Annotated in this window: 5 protein-coding genes, 21 tRNA genes, 6 rRNA genes and 4 pseudogenes; 31 read left to right on the top strand and 5 right to left on the bottom strand. The window is 44.3% G+C overall.

Annotated elements, in window-relative coordinates; translation table 11 throughout:
- The first annotated feature begins 12 nt into the window (after positions 1-12).
- Entirely contained in the window at positions 13-399 is a 387-nt protein-coding gene (rplQ, locus tag ACEE75_RS01050; protein ID WP_000331493.1) for a 50S ribosomal protein L17, read from the top strand.
- A 194-nt stretch (positions 400-593) separates the two neighbouring features.
- The gene (locus ACEE75_RS01055) at positions 594-1874 is read left to right on the top strand and encodes a glutamate-cysteine ligase family protein (RefSeq protein ID WP_447575078.1); all 1281 of its coding nucleotides are present in this window, start codon (positions 594-596) and stop codon (positions 1872-1874) included.
- 194 nt (positions 1875-2068) lie between these two features.
- Here the strand turns inward: ACEE75_RS01055 and ACEE75_RS01060 are convergent.
- A pseudogene (locus tag ACEE75_RS01060) lies at positions 2069-3468 on the bottom strand (transposase).
- A 58-nt stretch (positions 3469-3526) separates the two neighbouring features.
- On the opposite strand from ACEE75_RS01060, the pseudogene ACEE75_RS01065 reads away from it, so the two are divergent.
- Positions 3527-4346, top strand: a pseudogene (locus ACEE75_RS01065) (IS5 family transposase).
- Positions 4347-4536: 190 nt separating this feature from the next.
- Here ACEE75_RS01065 and ACEE75_RS01070 read toward each other — a convergent pair.
- Both ACEE75_RS01070 and ACEE75_RS01075 read right to left on the bottom strand, forming a co-directional pair.
- Positions 4537-4667: pseudogene (locus tag ACEE75_RS01070) on the bottom strand (IS30 family transposase); the annotation flags it as partial.
- 21 nt (positions 4668-4688) lie between these two features.
- A pseudogene (locus ACEE75_RS01075) lies at positions 4689-5790 on the bottom strand (transposase).
- A gap of 299 nt (positions 5791-6089) precedes the next feature.
- On the opposite strand from ACEE75_RS01075, the gene ACEE75_RS01080 reads away from it, so the two are divergent.
- The 28 genes from ACEE75_RS01080 (at position 6090) to ACEE75_RS01215 (ending at position 18953) form a co-directional block, all read left to right on the top strand.
- A 16S ribosomal RNA gene (locus ACEE75_RS01080) occupies positions 6090-7638 on the top strand.
- A 56-nt stretch (positions 7639-7694) separates the two neighbouring features.
- Positions 7695-7767, top strand: a tRNA-Ala gene (locus ACEE75_RS01085).
- Positions 7768-7914: 147 nt separating this feature from the next.
- Positions 7915-10815, top strand: a 23S ribosomal RNA gene (locus ACEE75_RS01090).
- 204 nt (positions 10816-11019) lie between these two features.
- A 5S ribosomal RNA gene (rrf, locus tag ACEE75_RS01095) occupies positions 11020-11135 on the top strand.
- 4 nt (positions 11136-11139) lie between these two features.
- Positions 11140-11212, top strand: a tRNA-Val gene (locus tag ACEE75_RS01100).
- 20 nt (positions 11213-11232) lie between these two features.
- Positions 11233-11305, top strand: a tRNA-Asp gene (locus ACEE75_RS01105).
- 21 nt (positions 11306-11326) lie between these two features.
- Positions 11327-11399: transfer RNA gene (locus ACEE75_RS01110), tRNA-Lys, on the top strand.
- Between the two features lie 3 nt (positions 11400-11402).
- Positions 11403-11484, top strand: a tRNA-Leu gene (locus tag ACEE75_RS01115).
- A 12-nt stretch (positions 11485-11496) separates the two neighbouring features.
- A tRNA-Thr gene (locus ACEE75_RS01120) sits at positions 11497-11569 on the top strand.
- Between the two features lie 10 nt (positions 11570-11579).
- A tRNA-Ile gene (locus tag ACEE75_RS01125) sits at positions 11580-11653 on the top strand.
- Between the two features lie 11 nt (positions 11654-11664).
- Positions 11665-11736 (top strand) — tRNA-Glu (locus ACEE75_RS01130).
- Between the two features lie 375 nt (positions 11737-12111).
- Entirely contained in the window at positions 12112-12603 is a 492-nt protein-coding gene (locus ACEE75_RS01135) for a sigma-70 family RNA polymerase sigma factor (RefSeq protein WP_447574669.1), read from the top strand.
- Positions 12604-12866: 263 nt separating this feature from the next.
- A 16S ribosomal RNA gene (locus tag ACEE75_RS01140) occupies positions 12867-14415 on the top strand.
- 56 nt (positions 14416-14471) lie between these two features.
- A tRNA-Ala gene (locus tag ACEE75_RS01145) sits at positions 14472-14544 on the top strand.
- A gap of 147 nt (positions 14545-14691) precedes the next feature.
- Positions 14692-17592, top strand: a 23S ribosomal RNA gene (locus ACEE75_RS01150).
- A gap of 204 nt (positions 17593-17796) precedes the next feature.
- A 5S ribosomal RNA gene (rrf, locus tag ACEE75_RS01155) occupies positions 17797-17912 on the top strand.
- The 16S, 23S and 5S rRNA genes sit together here with 21 tRNA genes alongside, the layout of an rRNA operon.
- A gap of 4 nt (positions 17913-17916) precedes the next feature.
- Positions 17917-17989, top strand: a tRNA-Val gene (locus ACEE75_RS01160).
- 6 nt (positions 17990-17995) lie between these two features.
- A tRNA-Gly gene (locus ACEE75_RS01165) sits at positions 17996-18066 on the top strand.
- A gap of 32 nt (positions 18067-18098) precedes the next feature.
- A tRNA-Ile gene (locus tag ACEE75_RS01170) sits at positions 18099-18172 on the top strand.
- 11 nt (positions 18173-18183) lie between these two features.
- Positions 18184-18255, top strand: a tRNA-Glu gene (locus ACEE75_RS01175).
- 8 nt (positions 18256-18263) lie between these two features.
- Positions 18264-18353 (top strand) — tRNA-Ser (locus ACEE75_RS01180).
- A 12-nt stretch (positions 18354-18365) separates the two neighbouring features.
- A tRNA-Met gene (locus tag ACEE75_RS01185) sits at positions 18366-18439 on the top strand.
- 17 nt (positions 18440-18456) lie between these two features.
- A tRNA-Phe gene (locus ACEE75_RS01190) sits at positions 18457-18529 on the top strand.
- A 16-nt stretch (positions 18530-18545) separates the two neighbouring features.
- Positions 18546-18626, top strand: a tRNA-Tyr gene (locus ACEE75_RS01195).
- Positions 18627-18629: 3 nt separating this feature from the next.
- Positions 18630-18700: transfer RNA gene (locus tag ACEE75_RS01200), tRNA-Trp, on the top strand.
- 11 nt (positions 18701-18711) lie between these two features.
- Positions 18712-18784: transfer RNA gene (locus ACEE75_RS01205), tRNA-His, on the top strand.
- A gap of 5 nt (positions 18785-18789) precedes the next feature.
- Positions 18790-18861 (top strand) — tRNA-Gln (locus ACEE75_RS01210).
- Positions 18862-18869: 8 nt separating this feature from the next.
- Positions 18870-18953 (top strand) — tRNA-Leu (locus ACEE75_RS01215).
- A gap of 153 nt (positions 18954-19106) precedes the next feature.
- Here ACEE75_RS01215 and ACEE75_RS01220 read toward each other — a convergent pair.
- A complete protein-coding gene (locus ACEE75_RS01220; protein ID WP_449164825.1) occupies positions 19107-19382 on the bottom strand; it encodes a helix-turn-helix domain-containing protein in 276 nt (91 codons plus the stop codon).
- A complete protein-coding gene (locus ACEE75_RS01225) occupies positions 19369-19737 on the bottom strand; it encodes a type II toxin-antitoxin system RelE/ParE family toxin (protein ID WP_018030888.1) in 369 nt (122 codons plus the stop codon). Before ACEE75_RS01225 ends, ACEE75_RS01220 begins: the two co-directional genes overlap by 14 nt.
- Positions 19738-19753 lie beyond the last annotated feature (16 nt).

The following is a 19753-nucleotide window of genomic DNA, read 5'->3' on the forward strand; positions in this document are numbered from 1 at the left end:
TAGGAGGACAAAATGGCTTACCGTAAACTAGGACGCACTAGCTCACAACGTAAAGCAATGCTTCGTGATTTGACTACTGATCTTTTGATCAATGAATCAATCGTAACAACTGAAGCTCGTGCAAAAGAAATCCGCAAAACAGTTGAAAAAATGATTACTCTTGGTAAACGTGGTGATCTTCATGCACGTCGTCAAGCAGCAGCATTTGTTCGTAACGAAATTGCATCTGAGAACTACGATGAAGCAACAGATAAGTACACATCGACTACTGCGCTTCAAAAACTTTTCTCAGAAATCGCACCTCGTTATGCAGAACGTAACGGTGGATACACTCGTATCCTAAAAACTGAACCACGTCGTGGTGATGCAGCCCCAATGGCAATCATCGAGTTGGTTTAATTCATCAATTTTGTTGAGTGTTATGATGATGGGGGTTAAACCCTTAGTCTAGCTCTGGTCTACCGCTGAGATATTCTCAGCGGTAACACTCATCATATTGTTAATAGTAACGCTTGTTTACGAAATGGTTTAAGTTTTGAATCTTTTCGTAAGCAGGCGTTTTTAATTTCTTATGAAATTTGCTATAATGACTTATGGAAAAAAAATATGCAGTAGAATTTTTAAAGGAACGTTACCTAAGCTCTCTGAAGGAAGATCCCACTTTATTTATTGGTGTTGAATTAGAATTTCCCATTGTAAGTAAGAAACGACAAGCTACTAATATTGAGGTTTGCAAGTCTTTATTTGTTCATTTGATCAGTAATTTAGGTTTCGAGATAGAAAAATATGATGATGATAAGTTTCCTATTCAATTATTTTCAAAAGTAAATGAGGATAGGATATTATTTGAAGTATCCTATACAACAATTGAAATAGCTTTTGGAAAAGTTGAACATATTCAAGAAGTTGATATGAGGTTTCAACGATATTTATCCGTCATTCAGTCATACCTTGATCGTTATAATCATGAGATTGTAGGAATAGGTGTAAATCCTAATTGGGATAAAAATGACAACAGTCCTGTAAAAACTGATCGTTACAAAATGCTAATGTCTTATCTTGCCTTATCAGAAAAAGAGGAATACAAACAATGTCATCACTATCCTCAATATGGTGCTTTTATTTGTGGGAATCAAGTACAATTAGATGTATCAAGAAGTAACTATATCAAAGTCATCAATTTATTTAATGCGATAGAACCCGTCAAAGCTTATTTGTTTGCGAATTCTCGCTTTACTGACTCAAGTTGGAGTACCTCTATTTCACGAGATGTATTTTGGGAAAAATCAATGCATGGCTTGTTTGAAGAAAATGTTGGGGTAAATTCAAGGGAATTTCAATCTGAGGAAGATTTTTTTGATTATTTATCAAATAGTGCCCTTTTTACTGTCCAAAGGGAAGGAGAAATTTATTATTTTCCTCCAATAAAGGTAAAGGACTACATGTCATGTGCTTCAATAACAGCGTATAACTTACAAGGGGAAACACAGGTTATTTTTCCTATGATAAATGATTTAGAGCATCATAGAAGTTACCAGTATCAGGATTTGACGACAAGAGGAACGATAGAGTTTAGGAGTGTTTGCGCACAAAAATTCTCAGAGACATTTTCTGTGGCAGCATTTCATTTAGGTTTATTGACTAATTTAGATGCATTTGAAAATATTATCAAATCTAACAGATTTTATGATGTGTCAGGCCGTGATTATAAATTTTTACGTAAAAAGTTTTCTGGTATAAATATTTCAGATGAGGATGAACAATTAGTGAATGATTTTGCCAGAATTTTGTTAGATTGTGCTTATGAAGGTTTAAGTCGTCGTAAATGGAAAGAAGAAAACTATCTTACTCCACTGTACGAAAAATTAAGTTGATTCAAATATGAAATAGATATCGATTTTTATCTCCGTTTCTAAAATAGAGTTTCTTTGCTAGCTATGGCAGGTAGAACATCAAAAAAGAGGGGGGCTCAAGGGAGGCCACTGAAAAAGTTACCCTAATCTATTTTAATTAAACATAAAACGAGGAATCTCTCTGCAATTATAGTAGATTCCTCGTTTCTTTTTGATTATTTTTGGTTGATGATGGTCATTAGTCTTTTCATATTAACCGCAAATATGGTTGTGGCTGTTGTAATTCCATGTTGAAAAGACCGGATGCCCTAGCGACATCAAAGCCATATTTTTGTTTGAGTTCCACATTCTTTGCTTCGATTTTGTAATACTGTCTTGCCATTTCCTGAAATCTCTTCTGGAAAAGATGGTTGTCACTCTTTATGGATATGGAATAGGTTTTAGACTTAGCACCATCTTTGTAACACCCTTTTTTAGAAGGGCGAATCTTGCCTATCTCAATATCAAACTCATGAGTAACAACTTGATCTTTCTTTCCTCTCTTTGCTTTGCGAACAGCTATGTACCCTTCTGGACAGACAAATAGCCCTGCGTCTTTATTAAATTCAAACGCATCCTCTTCTTTAATGTATCCTTTTGAAACAGAAGGGTTAAGTCTTAAGATTGAATGAACATTCTCTTTTCCTGAATAAGCGGCATCATCAATAATAGTGTCTATTTCAACACCGTTTTTCTTTGTTTTCTCATACAAATCAGGAAGGTATTTTCCGTCACTTTACTCACCTGAAGTCACTACGCAGGCAGTGATAATACGCTCATCCGTCATAACGATATGGCTTTTATAACCATAGAAGGAACTATTCACTGTCTTATGCCCAGCTCTAGCTTCTTCTTTAACAGAGGCTTCCGAGTGTTTAACAACAACATCATCGACAGCTTCTTTGAGGTAATTATACTTTTGTAAGACTGTAGGTAGAGCCAAGATGTCTTCGTGTTTTTCTACCACAGCAATGAGCTCATTGGTATAAAGTCAATTCTGCTTCAAGGGTATCTTCCTGAGGTTTATTTAGAAAATTCGTTTTGATGTCTTCAGAATACTGTTAGATAGTTCTTTATAAAGCTTTTGAGCGTTCTCTAAGGACTTCTTGAGGTTTCTTATGGTTGTAATGAGATTTAGTGTGAATGGCATCCGTAATGAGAATCTTACTTTTAATTAAATTGTGTTCAATGACAATTTGAACAGATTTATAAATCAATAAATCGAGTGGTTTCTCATCTTCAAGCTGAAGCTTTCTAAATTTGGTCAGAGAAGAAGGTTCAATGATAGAGTCCTCATGAGCTAGGGTAAGAAAAAATTTAAAAGCCATATCTGAAAAAAGAGCGCTAAACCACATCCATATCAGATAATTTGTAAATGTCTTTCAATGAGATATACTTGAACAGCATAATAGGTGAATAGACTTTTCGTCCAAAATCAAGACGATAATTCTTTTCCAATTCATCATAAATAAAAACCTAGAGCTCAGCTAGCTGACGTAAAAAATGAGTTTTAGGAACCACGATATCTATAAACTAGAATATGGACTGACTTCAAAATTAACTGATTATCAAGCATCATCTCACCTCAACTCTAGTAGGCTTGTTCGGTAACTCAAAGGTGGTATACTAAAGCTATGGAAACAACATACGAAAAAGCCTTAAAATTCAACTCAGAGAATTTCAAATTGTTGATAGGTGTTAAAAAGCGACGTTTCAACTGATGCTTGATTGTCTCACTGACGCTTATCAAGAGCAACACCGAAAAGGAGGACGCCCACGCGGTCTAAGTCTAAGTATGGAAGAGCAGCTCATCAGGACCTTGCGCTACTTAGCTATTCCCCCACTCAACGCTTGTTGGCATTTGATTTTGGTGTAGGTGTGGCAATTGTCAATGAGACCATTACATGGGTAGAGGACACCCTTTGTTTTTCAGGTCTCTTTGATTTAGACCACTTGGAAGCACCTAGCGCCACTGTTGCCATTGATGTCACTGAAAGTCCTATTCAATGCCCTAAAAAAAAACAAAGCAAGAATTATTCTGGTAAAAAGAAAAGACATACCATAAAAACTCAAATCATGCTTGATTTGACTAGCCATCGTGCTTGTCAATTGGCTTTTTCAAATGGCCATACGCATGATTTTACCCTTTTTAAGGAAAGCATTGGCTATAGTTTGCTCCAAAGTACCCTTATTTTCGTAGATTTAGGGTATTTAGGCCTCTTGAAATTTCACGAAAATACCTTTATTCCTACTAAGTGTTCTAAACATCACCTCTTAACCCAAGAGGATAGACGGTTGAATCGAGAGATAGCTAAAATCCGTATTGAAGTTGAACACTTTAATGCCAAATTTAAAACCTTTCAAATCATGGCACAGCCCTATCGTAATCGTAGAAAACGGTTTGAATTAAGAGCTGAGTTGATTTGTGGCATCATTAACCATGAGATGATGTAGTTAGCGAACAAGTCTAGTATAATAAAAAAGCCATCAAATTGATGATTTTTTCAGTGGCCTTGCTCAAGGTCTTCTCTTTTTTTGATGTTTAAATCAAGGCATTTCTGTCATTTAGTTTCTCTATATATCAAATGCAAAATAGAATTGCTTGTTTATTCATTTTTCTAAATTCCTAAATTTCAAGTTGAAATTAGCCACCCAAAAGAAATTCACTCGGCGACTTGTAGCCCAAGCATTTTTTAGGGTAGTTGTTTATCTAATTTTCTATAAAAGCAACTTCTTCGGAGTCGTTTTCTTGGTTCCTTTAGGTAACCATCTCCGATTTATGATAAAAGCGAGCGATTACTTATCTAATAATCGAGGCGATTGGATGATATTCTCAGGGTCAATTTTAGTAATCCCCAAAAGTGTTGCCAATTCTTCACCGTAGGTAAATGTAAAGAGTTAGTTCATAAGCTGATTTTTCGATGAAAGAAGCTCGTTTGACGCTGTTGACATGTGAACAAACCAGGTTGATGTCCTCGTGTCAAGTTGTCAAAAGAACTTCCTATAGGAAGAATATCTCTGATAAGTGTGTGATTCTTCTCAATTCTTCCTTTCTGGTCAGAACGATTGGGGGTTACAGAAGAATAGCTTAGATTCTTCGCGAACATCCCTTTCGATGTTGTTCACTCTAGTGAACTCACCACCATTATCGGTCAGAATAACAGAGAATAGTTCGCAGAAGTCCATCTCATTAGCTGTTTTATGATCAAGTAATCGAGCGAAGATAAAGTGACAGAAGGAGAGGTTGAAGGTGAGAAGTAGCTTTCCGCCGATCCGACCAGTAAGGGGGTCCATTTCCAGCCAATAGTTGGTTCCTTTCTCTGTGAGAAAGCGTTGAAAGTCCTCGTAAGAACGTCCATCTCTGGCAGTTTTAGGAATGGGTGGGAGGTTTCTTGTTCTCCGTTTTCTGAATTTCGCGACACGAGGGAAATCGATAGGTTTTGTGGAAAGATATCCTTTTTCGAGGTATCGGTAGATAGAAGCTCTGGATGCCGAAAGTTCGTTTGAGGTGTTGTCCCTTTTGGATGGCTGAAGAGACGATCTCGTCCGTACGATAGAATTCTTCTTTGTTTAGGGCAACACCCGTTCTTGAATCTGAGAGCTTAGCTTCATAATCAAGCTGAGCTCTTTTGGCATAGTAGAACTGTATCTGGTATCCGCAGTTGCTTCTCTTTTTCGGACAGACATTACAAACGTAGGGAGACTTTTTGAGTAGAGGGCAGGTCTCACAATTGGCTGTACTAGAGTTCTCTTTTATCACCTTATTTCTCCGAACTTCTTTTGAGATTGTAGAAGGGTCTTTTCCAAGCTTAGCAGCGATAGCTGAGTAGGGCTTTAGATACTCAATTTCTATTTGAATATCGTTGCGATCAGAGAGAGCTAAGTGTTTGTTTTTCATTGTCAGTTACCAACTTGTCCCATAGTAAGTTCTATCTTATTTCCTTGTCTCAATCTAATTTCCAGTTTTGGTGTTAGACTAGAACTTACTTTGGGAATTTACTAATTTACTGAGATATAAAAAAATCAAAAAAAGTGTTGACAATCCATCAAGTGTCATGCTATACTAATATAGTTGTCGCGAGAGAGCGGCAAAGACCTTTGAAAACTGAACAAGACGAACCAAACGTGCAGGGTTACGAAAGTAACCTGTCAATAACAATAAGTCAGCGATGACAAGAAGAGCGAAGCTCGAACTTTTTTAATGAGAGTTTGATCCTGGCTCAGGACGAACGCTGGCGGCGTGCCTAATACATGCAAGTAGAACGCTGAAATCTGGTGCTTGCACCGGATGGATGAGTTGCGAACGGGTGAGTAACGCGTAGGTAACCTACCTCATAGCGGGGGATAACTATTGGAAACGATAGCTAATACCGCATAACAGTCTTTAACTCATGTTAGAGGCTTGAAAGGGGCAATTGCTTCACTATGAGATGGACCTGCGTTGTATTAGCTAGTTGGTGAGGTAACGGCTCACCAAGGCGACGATACATAGCCGACCTGAGAGGGTGATCGGCCACACTGGGACTGAGACACGGCCCAGACTCCTACGGGAGGCAGCAGTAGGGAATCTTCGGCAATGGGGGCAACCCTGACCGAGCAACGCCGCGTGAGTGAAGAAGGTTTTCGGATCGTAAAGCTCTGTTGTAAGAGAAGAACGTGTGTGAGAGTGGAAAGTTCACACAGTGACGGTATCTTACCAGAAAGGGACGGCTAACTACGTGCCAGCAGCCGCGGTAATACGTAGGTCCCGAGCGTTGTCCGGATTTATTGGGCGTAAAGCGAGCGCAGGCGGTTTGATAAGTCTGAAGTTAAAGGCTGTGGCTCAACCATAGTACGCTTTGGAAACTGTCAAACTTGAGTGCAGAAGGGGAGAGTGGAATTCCATGTGTAGCGGTGAAATGCGTAGATATATGGAGGAACACCGGTGGCGAAAGCGGCTCTCTGGTCTGTAACTGACGCTGAGGCTCGAAAGCGTGGGTAGCGAACAGGATTAGATACCCTGGTAGTCCACGCCGTAAACGATGAGTGCTAGGTGTTAGGCCCTTTCCGGGGCTTAGTGCCGCAGCTAACGCATTAAGCACTCCGCCTGGGGAGTACGACCGCAAGGTTGAAACTCAAAGGAATTGACGGGGGCCCGCACAAGCGGTGGAGCATGTGGTTTAATTCGAAGCAACGCGAAGAACCTTACCAGGTCTTGACATCCCGATGCCCGCTCTAGAGATAGAGTTTTACTTCGGTACATCGGTGACAGGTGGTGCATGGTTGTCGTCAGCTCGTGTCGTGAGATGTTGGGTTAAGTCCCGCAACGAGCGCAACCCCTATTGTTAGTTGCCATCATTCAGTTGGGCACTCTAGCGAGACTGCCGGTAATAAACCGGAGGAAGGTGGGGATGACGTCAAATCATCATGCCCCTTATGACCTGGGCTACACACGTGCTACAATGGCTGGTACAACGAGTCGCAAGTCGGTGACGACAAGCTAATCTCTTAAAGCCAGTCTCAGTTCGGATTGTAGGCTGCAACTCGCCTACATGAAGTCGGAATCGCTAGTAATCGCGGATCAGCACGCCGCGGTGAATACGTTCCCGGGCCTTGTACACACCGCCCGTCACACCACGAGAGTTTGTAACACCCGAAGTCGGTGAGGTAACCTTTTAGGAGCCAGCCGCCTAAGGTGGGATAGATGATTGGGGTGAAGTCGTAACAAGGTAGCCGTATCGGAAGGTGCGGCTGGATCACCTCCTTTCTAAGGAAAATAACGGAATGCCGTTTGTCGTCTTGTTTAGTTTTGAGAGGTCTTGTGGGGCCTTAGCTCAGCTGGGAGAGCGCCTGCTTTGCACGCAGGAGGTCAGCGGTTCGATCCCGCTAGGCTCCATTGAATCTACGGATTCAAGTTTGATCATTGAAAATTGAATATCTATCAAATTCCATATAGAAATATATGAAATAGTAACAAGAAAATAAACCGAAAACGCTGTGAATATTTAATGAGTTTTCTAGTTTTAAAAAACTAGGTTAATAAGGTTAAGTTAATAAGGGCGCACGGTGGATGCCTTGGCACTAGGAGCCGATGAAGGACGTGACTAACGACGAAATGCTTTGGGGAGCTGTAAGTAAGCTTTGATCCAGAGATGTCCGAATGGGGGAACCCACTAGCTAATGGCTAGTATCCCTACCTGTTAAGGGTAGAGGAGGGAAGACGCAGTGAACTGAAACATCTAAGTAGCTGCAGGAAGAGAAAGCAAAAGCGATTGCCTGAGTAGCGGCGAGCGAAACGGCAGGAGGGCAAACCAGAGAGTTTACTCTCTGGGGTTGTAGGACTGCAATATGGACTTAAAGATTATAGAAGAACTACCTGGGAAGGTAGGCCAAAGAGAGTAATAGCCTCGTATTTGAAATAGTCTTTATACCTAGCAGTATCCTGAGTACGGCGAGACACGTGGAATCTCGTCGGAATCTGGGAGGACCATCTCCCAACCCTAAATACTCCCTAGTGACCGATAGTGAACCAGTACCGTGAGGGAAAGGTGAAAAGCACCCCGGGAGGGGAGTGAAATAGAACCTGAAACCGTGTGCCTACAACAAGTTCGAGCCCGTTAATGGGTGAGAGCGTGCCTTTTGTAGAATGAACCGGCGAGTTACGTTTACGTGCGAGGTTAAGTTGAAGAGACGGAGCCGTAGGGAAACCGAGTCTGAATAGGGCGAATGAGTACGTGGACGTAGACCCGAAACCATGTGACCTACCCATGAGCAGGTTGAAGGTGCGGTAAGACGCACTGGAGGACCGAACCAGGGCACGTTGAAAAGTGCTTGGATGACTTGTGGGTAGCGGAGAAATTCCAAACGAACTTGGAGATAGCTGGTTCTCTCCGAAATAGCTTTAGGGCTAGCGTCGACATTAAGAATCATGGAGGTAGAGCACTGTTTGGGTGAGGGGTCCATCCCGGATTACCAATCTCAGATAAACTCCGAATGCCATTGATTTATGGTCGGCAGTCAGACTGCGAGTGCTAAGATCCGTAGTCGAAAGGGAAACAGCCCAGACCACCAGCTAAGGTCCCAAAATATATGTTAAGTGGAAAAGGATGTGGGGTTGCACAGACAACTAGGATGTTAGCTTAGAAGCAGCTATTCATTCAAAGAGTGCGTAATAGCTCACTAGTCGAGTGACCCTGCGCCGAAAATGTACCGGGGCTAAAACATATTACCGAAGCTGTGGATACCTTTATAGGTATGGTAGGAGAGCGTTCTATGGGTGATGAAGGTGTACCGTGAGGAGCGCTGGAACGCATAGAAGTGAGAATGCCGGTATGAGTAGCGAAAGATGGGTGAGAATCCCATCCACCGTAAGACTAAGGTTTCCAGGGGAAGGCTCGTCCGCCCTGGGTTAGTCGGGACCTAAGGAGAGACCGAACGGTGTATCCGATGGCCAACAGGTTGATATTCCTGTACTAGAGTATGAAGTGATGGAGGGACGCAGTAGGCTAACTAAAGCGTGCGATTGGAAGTGCACGTCTAAGCAGTGAGGTGTGGTATGAGTCAAATGCTTATACCTATAACATTGAGCTGTGATGGGGAGCGAAGTTTAGTAGCGAAGTTAGTGACGTCACACTGCCGAGAAAAGCTTCTAGCGTTGTATCATACTCTACCCGTACCGCAAACCGACACAGGTAGTCGAGGCGAGTAGCCTCAGGTGAGCGAGAGAACTCTCGTTAAGGAACTCGGCAAAATGACCCCGTAACTTCGGGAGAAGGGGTGCTGACTTAAGGTCAGCCGCAGTGAATAGGCCCAAGCAACTGTTTATCAAAAACACAGCTCTCTGCTAAATCGTAAGATGATGTATAGGGGGTGACGCCTGCCCGGTGCTGGAAGGTTAAGAGGAGTGCTTAGCGCAAGCGAAGGTATGAATTGAAGCCCCAGTAAACGGCGGCCGTAACTATAACGGTCCTAAGGTAGCGAAATTCCTTGTCGGGTAAGTTCCGACCCGCACGAAAGGCGTAATGATTTGGGCACTGTCTCAACGAGAGACTCGGTGAAATTTTAGTACCTGTGAAGATGCAGGTTACCCGCGACAGGACGGAAAGACCCCATGGAGCTTTACTGCAGTTTGATATTGAGTATCTGTACCACATGTACAGGATAGGTAGGAGCCTATGAAGTTGGGACGCCAGTTTCAACAGAGGCGTTGTTGGGATACTACCCTTGTGTTATGGCTACTCTAACCCGATTGGCTAATCGTCAATGGAGACAGTGTCTGACGGGCAGTTTGACTGGGGCGGTCGCCTCCTAAAAGGTAACGGAGGCGCCCAAAGGTTCCCTCAGACTGGTTGGAAATCAGTCGTAGAGTGTAAAGGTATAAGGGAGCTTGACTGCGAGAGCTACAACTCGAGCAGGGACGAAAGTCGGGCTTAGTGATCCGGTGGTTCCGTATGGAAGGGCCATCGCTCAACGGATAAAAGCTACCCTGGGGATAACAGGCTTATCTCCCCCAAGAGTTCACATCGACGGGGAGGTTTGGCACCTCGATGTCGGCTCGTCGCATCCTGGGGCTGTAGTCGGTCCCAAGGGTTGGGCTGTTCGCCCATTAAAGCGGCACGCGAGCTGGGTTCAGAACGTCGTGAGACAGTTCGGTCCCTATCCGTCGCGGGCGTAGGAAATTTGAGAGGATCTGCTCCTAGTACGAGAGGACCAGAGTGGACTTACCGCTGGTGTACCAGTTGTCTTGCCAAAGGCATCGCTGGGTAGCTATGTAGGGAAGGGATAAACGCTGAAAGCATCTAAGTGTGAAGCCCACCTCAAGATGAGATTTCCCATGATTTTATATCAGTAAGAGCCCTGAGAGATGATCAGGTAGATAGGTTAGAAGTGGAAGCATGGTGACATGTGTAGCGGACTAATACTAATAGCTCGAGGACTTATCCAAACTAAGTAATGAGAACGTAAAGAAAAGCGTATGATTTTAGAAAATCAACGCGGAAGTCGTTGAGACTTCAAGGCGATTTGTCTAAATCACTAGCTTTTTAGTTCGAATACAATTGATAAAATTCAACGAAGTCAGTATTGACAGCGTGCGGTTTTCTTGATAGAGTATAGATATTCAATTTTGAGTGGTCAAACCATTCGATAGTTAAGTGACGATAGCCTAGGAGATACACCTGTTCCCATGCCGAACACAGCAGTTAAGCCCTAGTACGCCTGATGTAGTTGGGGGTTGCCCCCTGTGAGATAAGGAAGTCGCTTAGCAAAGGGGAGTTTAGCTCAGCTGGGAGAGCATCTGCCTTACAAGCAGAGGGTCAGCGGTTCGATCCCGTTAACTCCCATTAGTTGTAGAAATACAATAGGTCCCGTAGTGTAGCGGTTATCACGTCGCCCTGTCACGGCGAAGATCGCGGGTTCGATTCCCGTCGGGACCGTTCAATGAAAGTTGAAGGTATGACTCGTTAGCTCAGTTGGTAGAGCAATTGACTTTTAATCAATGGGTCACTGGTTCGAGCCCAGTACGGGTCATATGCGGGTTTGGCGGAATTGGCAGACGCACCAGATTTAGGATCTGGCGCTTAACGGCGTGGGGGTTCAAGTCCCTTAACCCGCATTAGAGAAGTTAGCCGGCTTAGCTCAGTTGGTAGAGCATCTGATTTGTAATCAGAGGGTCGCGTGTTCAAGTCATGTAGCCGGCATTTATAAATTGGGCGCGTAGCTCAGGTGGTTAGAGCGCACGCCTGATAAGCGTGAGGTCGGTGGTTCGAGTCCACTCGTGCCCATTATATGATATGGTCCGTTGGTCAAGGGGTTAAGACACCGCCTTTTCACGGCGGTAACACGGGTTCGAATCCCGTACGGACTATAAAAGTAAAGAGAAGGCCTGCTGGTCTTCTCTTTTGTGTTTAAATCTGCTCATTGTTAGCTGTGGTGGATATTCGAAGTTTAGGGTTCTTAATTATCAATTAGGAAGTAGCTCTTCGCCTAGCTATGACTTGAACTAAAAAAAGTTAAAGTCCTTTTCGATTTGTTTTTCAAATGGCTAAGTCCTAAAACCCATTTATTAATGTCTAAGCGTCCTATTTTTATAATAAGGAGTCCTGTTTCCTTTTTATGACCTATTATATAGCTAGACTTCATTTCAACATGACATAAATGTCATGTTGAAATGATAAAAAATTTTATATGATAATTTAGTAAGTTTTAGAGCTTACAAAATGATCATAAGGAGTGTAGTACAATGCAAGAAGAAAATCAGAAAGATTTTGAAGCTATCTACAAAAAAGTTGCGGCTATAGTGAATAAAGTACGTCAGAATTACTATATTAAACTGTGGGACTATGACGACTGGCACCAAGAAGGGAGAATCATATTATATCGGTTACTGAGAGACTTTCCAGAGTTTAGAGAGGATGATCCCAAACTATTTACCTATTTCAAAACAAAATTTATCAACCACGCTAATGATGTTGTTAGAGCGCAAGAAAGCCAGAAGCGTCGTTTTAGTAAAATGGCCTATGAAGAAATTGGAGAAATGGGCGATAGTATTTGTCAAGATAGACTATTTTTAGATGAATTAGTCGCTTTTGAAGATGCCTTATCTCGTTTTGAGTCTACCTTAAATCATAAGGAAAAAGTGCAATATAGACAATTTTTAAGAGGGGAAAGATTTAGAGGGCAAAAAGTTATGAGATTACGGTTACAGAGTTACCTATCTGATTTCAAAAATTAGGTTTTAGTCCGTTGAAGTAAGTTAATAAGCAGTAGTATAATATAGGTGAGATTGAGTGTTGAACACTTTTTTGAAAAAAATAAAAAAAAACACAAAAAAGTGTTGACACTTAATAGATAAGCTGATATACTATAATAGTTGTCGCGAGAGAGCGACAAAGACCTTTGAAAACTGAACAAGACGAACCAAACGTGCAGGGTTACGAAAGTAACCTGTCAATAACAATAAGTCAGCGATGACAAGAAGAGCGAAGCTCGAACTTTTTTAATGAGAGTTTGATCCTGGCTCAGGACGAACGCTGGCGGCGTGCCTAATACATGCAAGTAGAACGCTGAAGTCTGGTGCTTGCACCGGATGGATGAGTTGCGAACGGGTGAGTAACGCGTAGGTAACCTACCTCATAGCGGGGGATAACTATTGGAAACGATAGCTAATACCGCATAAGAGTCTTTGACACATGTTAGAGGCTTGAAAGGGGCAATTGCTTCACTATGAGATGGACCTGCGTTGTATTAGCTAGTTGGTGAGGTAACGGCTCACCAAGGCGACGATACATAGCCGACCTGAGAGGGTGATCGGCCACACTGGGACTGAGACACGGCCCAGACTCCTACGGGAGGCAGCAGTAGGGAATCTTCGGCAATGGGGGCAACCCTGACCGAGCAACGCCGCGTGAGTGAAGAAGGTTTTCGGATCGTAAAGCTCTGTTGTAAGAGAAGAACGTGTGTGAGAGTGGAAAGTTCACACAGTGACGGTATCTTACCAGAAAGGGACGGCTAACTACGTGCCAGCAGCCGCGGTAATACGTAGGTCCCGAGCGTTGTCCGGATTTATTGGGCGTAAAGCGAGCGCAGGCGGTTTGATAAGTCTGAAGTTAAAGGCTGTGGCTCAACCATAGTACGCTTTGGAAACTGTCAAACTTGAGTGCAGAAGGGGAGAGTGGAATTCCATGTGTAGCGGTGAAATGCGTAGATATATGGAGGAACACCGGTGGCGAAAGCGGCTCTCTGGTCTGTAACTGACGCTGAGGCTCGAAAGCGTGGGTAGCGAACAGGATTAGATACCCTGGTAGTCCACGCCGTAAACGATGAGTGCTAGGTGTTAGGCCCTTTCCGGGGCTTAGTGCCGCAGCTAACGCATTAAGCACTCCGCCTGGGGAGTACGACCGCAAGGTTGAAACTCAAAGGAATTGACGGGGGCCCGCACAAGCGGTGGAGCATGTGGTTTAATTCGAAGCAACGCGAAGAACCTTACCAGGTCTTGACATCCCGATGCCCGCTCTAGAGATAGAGTTTTACTTCGGTACATCGGTGACAGGTGGTGCATGGTTGTCGTCAGCTCGTGTCGTGAGATGTTGGGTTAAGTCCCGCAACGAGCGCAACCCCTATTGTTAGTTGCCATCATTCAGTTGGGCACTCTAGCGAGACTGCCGGTAATAAACCGGAGGAAGGTGGGGATGACGTCAAATCATCATGCCCCTTATGACCTGGGCTACACACGTGCTACAATGGCTGGTACAACGAGTCGCAAGTCGGTGACGACAAGCTAATCTCTTAAAGCCAGTCTCAGTTCGGATTGTAGGCTGCAACTCGCCTACATGAAGTCGGAATCGCTAGTAATCGCGGATCAGCACGCCGCGGTGAATACGTTCCCGGGCCTTGTACACACCGCCCGTCACACCACGAGAGTTTGTAACACCCGAAGTCGGTGAGGTAACCTTTTAGGAGCCAGCCGCCTAAGGTGGGATAGATGATTGGGGTGAAGTCGTAACAAGGTAGCCGTATCGGAAGGTGCGGCTGGATCACCTCCTTTCTAAGGAAAATAACGGAATGCCGTTTGTCGTCTTGTTTAGTTTTGAGAGGTCTTGTGGGGCCTTAGCTCAGCTGGGAGAGCGCCTGCTTTGCACGCAGGAGGTCAGCGGTTCGATCCCGCTAGGCTCCATTGAATCTACGGATTCAAGTTTGATCATTGAAAATTGAATATCTATCAAATTCCATATAGAAATATATGAAATAGTAACAAGAAAATAAACCGAAAACGCTGTGAATATTTAATGAGTTTTCTAGTTTTAAAAAACTAGGTTAATAAGGTTAAGTTAATAAGGGCGCACGGTGGATGCCTTGGCACTAGGAGCCGATGAAGGACGTGACTAACGACGAAATGCTTTGGGGAGCTGTAAGTAAGCTTTGATCCAGAGATGTCCGAATGGGGGAACCCACTAGCTAATGGCTAGTATCCCTACCTGTTAAGGGTAGAGGAGGGAAGACGCAGTGAACTGAAACATCTAAGTAGCTGCAGGAAGAGAAAGCAAAAGCGATTGCCTGAGTAGCGGCGAGCGAAACGGCAGGAGGGCAAACCAGAGAGTTTACTCTCTGGGGTTGTAGGACTGCAATATGGACTTAAAGATTATAGAAGAACTACCTGGGAAGGTAGGCCAAAGAGAGTAATAGCCTCGTATTTGAAATAGTCTTTATACCTAGCAGTATCCTGAGTACGGCGAGACACGTGGAATCTCGTCGGAATCTGGGAGGACCATCTCCCAACCCTAAATACTCCCTAGTGACCGATAGTGAACCAGTACCGTGAGGGAAAGGTGAAAAGCACCCCGGGAGGGGAGTGAAATAGAACCTGAAACCGTGTGCCTACAACAAGTTCGAGCCCGTTAATGGGTGAGAGCGTGCCTTTTGTAGAATGAACCGGCGAGTTACGTTTACGTGCGAGGTTAAGTTGAAGAGACGGAGCCGTAGGGAAACCGAGTCTGAATAGGGCGAATGAGTACGTGGACGTAGACCCGAAACCATGTGACCTACCCATGAGCAGGTTGAAGGTGCGGTAAGACGCACTGGAGGACCGAACCAGGGCACGTTGAAAAGTGCTTGGATGACTTGTGGGTAGCGGAGAAATTCCAAACGAACTTGGAGATAGCTGGTTCTCTCCGAAATAGCTTTAGGGCTAGCGTCGACATTAAGAATCATGGAGGTAGAGCACTGTTTGGGTGAGGGGTCCATCCCGGATTACCAATCTCAGATAAACTCCGAATGCCATTGATTTATGGTCGGCAGTCAGACTGCGAGTGCTAAGATCCGTAGTCGAAAGGGAAACAGCCCAGACCACCAGCTAAGGTCCCAAAATATATGTTAAGTGGAAAAGGATGTGGGGTTGCACAGACAACTAGGATGTTAGCTTAGAAGCAGCTATTCATTCAAAGAGTGCGTAATAGCTCACTAGTCGAGTGACCCTGCGCCGAAAATGTACCGGGGCTAAAACATATTACCGAAGCTGTGGATACCTTTATAGGTATGGTAGGAGAGCGTTCTATGGGTGATGAAGGTGTACCGTGAGGAGCGCTGGAACGCATAGAAGTGAGAATGCCGGTATGAGTAGCGAAAGATGGGTGAGAATCCCATCCACCGTAAGACTAAGGTTTCCAGGGGAAGGCTCGTCCGCCCTGGGTTAGTCGGGACCTAAGGAGAGACCGAACGGTGTATCCGATGGCCAACAGGTTGATATTCCTGTACTAGAGTATGAAGTGATGGAGGGACGCAGTAGGCTAACTAAAGCGTGCGATTGGAAGTGCACGTCTAAGCAGTGAGGTGTGGTATGAGTCAAATGCTTATACCTATAACATTGAGCTGTGATGGGGAGCGAAGTTTAGTAGCGAAGTTAGTGACGTCACACTGCCGAGAAAAGCTTCTAGCGTTGTATCATACTCTACCCGTACCGCAAACCGACACAGGTAGTCGAGGCGAGTAGCCTCAGGTGAGCGAGAGAACTCTCGTTAAGGAACTCGGCAAAATGACCCCGTAACTTCGGGAGAAGGGGTGCTGACTTAAGGTCAGCCGCAGTGAATAGGCCCAAGCAACTGTTTATCAAAAACACAGCTCTCTGCTAAATCGTAAGATGATGTATAGGGGGTGACGCCTGCCCGGTGCTGGAAGGTTAAGAGGAGTGCTTAGCGCAAGCGAAGGTATGAATTGAAGCCCCAGTAAACGGCGGCCGTAACTATAACGGTCCTAAGGTAGCGAAATTCCTTGTCGGGTAAGTTCCGACCCGCACGAAAGGCGTAATGATTTGGGCACTGTCTCAACGAGAGACTCGGTGAAATTTTAGTACCTGTGAAGATGCAGGTTACCCGCGACAGGACGGAAAGACCCCATGGAGCTTTACTGCAGTTTGATATTGAGTATCTGTACCACATGTACAGGATAGGTAGGAGCCTATGAAGTTGGGACGCCAGTTTCAACAGAGGCGTTGTTGGGATACTACCCTTGTGTTATGGCTACTCTAACCCGATTGGCTAATCGTCAATGGAGACAGTGTCTGACGGGCAGTTTGACTGGGGCGGTCGCCTCCTAAAAGGTAACGGAGGCGCCCAAAGGTTCCCTCAGACTGGTTGGAAATCAGTCGTAGAGTGTAAAGGTATAAGGGAGCTTGACTGCGAGAGCTACAACTCGAGCAGGGACGAAAGTCGGGCTTAGTGATCCGGTGGTTCCGTATGGAAGGGCCATCGCTCAACGGATAAAAGCTACCCTGGGGATAACAGGCTTATCTCCCCCAAGAGTTCACATCGACGGGGAGGTTTGGCACCTCGATGTCGGCTCGTCGCATCCTGGGGCTGTAGTCGGTCCCAAGGGTTGGGCTGTTCGCCCATTAAAGCGGCACGCGAGCTGGGTTCAGAACGTCGTGAGACAGTTCGGTCCCTATCCGTCGCGGGCGTAGGAAATTTGAGAGGATCTGCTCCTAGTACGAGAGGACCAGAGTGGACTTACCGCTGGTGTACCAGTTGTCTTGCCAAAGGCATCGCTGGGTAGCTATGTAGGGAAGGGATAAACGCTGAAAGCATCTAAGTGTGAAGCCCACCTCAAGATGAGATTTCCCATGATTTTATATCAGTAAGAGCCCTGAGAGATGATCAGGTAGATAGGTTAGAAGTGGAAGCATGGTGACATGTGTAGCGGACTAATACTAATAGCTCGAGGACTTATCCAAACTAAGTAATGAGAACGTAAAGAAAAGCGTATGATTTTAGAAAATCAACGCGGAAGTCGTTGAGACTTCAAGGCGATTTGTCTAAATCACTAGCTTTTTAGTTCGAATACAATTGATAAAATTCAACGAAGTCAGTATTGACAGCGTGCGGTTTTCTTGATAGAGTATAGATATTCAATTTTGAGTGGTCAAACCATTCGATAGTTAAGTGACGATAGCCTAGGAGATACACCTGTTCCCATGCCGAACACAGCAGTTAAGCCCTAGTACGCCTGATGTAGTTGGGGGTTGCCCCCTGTGAGATAAGGAAGTCGCTTAGCAAAGGGGAGTTTAGCTCAGCTGGGAGAGCATCTGCCTTACAAGCAGAGGGTCAGCGGTTCGATCCCGTTAACTCCCATAATATGCGGGTGTAGTTTAGTGGTAAAACTACAGTCTTCCAAACTGTTGTCGCGAGTTCGATTCTCGTCACCCGCTTGAACACTTTGTTCTATCCAAGCATATTGCTTGGGCGCGTAGCTCAGGTGGTTAGAGCGCACGCCTGATAAGCGTGAGGTCGGTGGTTCGAGTCCACTCGTGCCCATTATATGATATGGTCCGTTGGTCAAGGGGTTAAGACACCGCCTTTTCACGGCGGTAACACGGGTTCGAATCCCGTACGGACTATAAAATTTGGAGGATTACCCAAGTCCGGCTGAAGGGAACGGTCTTGAAAACCGTCAGGCGTGTAAAAGCGTGCGTGGGTTCGAATCCCACATCCTCCTTTATTTCTACATCGCGGGATGGAGCAGCTAGGTAGCTCGTCGGGCTCATAACCCGAAGGTCGTAGGTTCAAATCCTGCTCCCGCAATATCCTATTGTGGACATGGCTCGGTAGCTCAGTTGGTAGAGCAATGGATTGAAGCTCCATGTGTCGGCGGTTCGATTCCGTCTCGCGCCATTATAATTTAATATTTGGAAAGATAGCGAAGAGGCTAAACGCGGCGGACTGTAAATCCGCTCCTTCGGGTTCGGGGGTTCGAATCCCTCTCTTTCCATATACGGGCATAGTTTAAAGGTAGAACTAAGGTCTCCAAAACCTTCAGTGTGGGTTCAATTCCTACTGTCCGTGTAATAACTATGGCGGGTGTGGTGAAGTGGTTAACACATCAGATTGTGGCTCTGACATTCGGGGGTTCGATTCCCCTCACTCGCCTTTATTGGGGTATAGCCAAGCGGTAAGGCAAGGGACTTTGACTCCCTCATGCGTTGGTTCGAATCCAGCTACCCCAGTTACTTATGCCGGCGTGGCGGAATTGGCAGACGCGCTGGACTCAAAATCCAGTGTCCGCAAGGACGTGCCGGTTCGACCCCGGCCGCCGGTATAGTTGATTTGACAAGGTTCGTGAGCCTTGTCTTTTCTTTTTTTTTCAAAATTTGAGACTAAAGTTACTAAAAATTTCTAGTTTATTTTTTGGTTGGTAATTTTAGGCATCAAAAAAGAGAAGAAATTTCATCTTTCTTCTCTTTAAAATAAACTAACTAATACTAATTTTTAATTCTTGGTTAAGAGCTACAGCTAGTTTACTCATAGTTTCAATGCTGGTATTATGACCTCTTTCAATTCGAGCGATAGTTGATTGAGGAACATGCGATAACTCTGAAAGTTGACGTTGAGTTAAGCCTGCTTTTGAGCGAGCATTGGCAACAGCAAGTGCACTCTGTAGAATAGCTTTTTCAGCTTGGTAACCCTCTTTAAAAGAATTATCTTTAAGTTGTTCATTTAAGAAATCATCAAATTTAATAGTTTTCATTCTTTTGTTCCCCTTCAAATTCTTTTTTGATGAGCTGTGCCTTTTTAATTTCAGTAATTGGCGTTTTTTGAGTTTTTTTGGTAAATCCATGTGTAATAATATATCTATTATCTACAGCGTGAAAATAAAGGGCACGTTGGATATTAGATGATACCTTGGAACGGATTTCAAAAATATCACTATTTAATTTCTTTATCCACTCCATACGTTGAGCTGTTAATAGCCCATGTTCTTGTATCATGCTAATAGTTGCCAGTAGTTTTTCTCTATCTTTCTGTGGTAAGGATTTATAAAACTCTACAAATTCATTATGACCATTCGGTCTTGTATAGAATTCAAATATCGGCTTCTTCATTGTACCTCCATGATAG

It is taken from the genome of Streptococcus sp. 11273D007BT, from assembly GCF_053547195.1.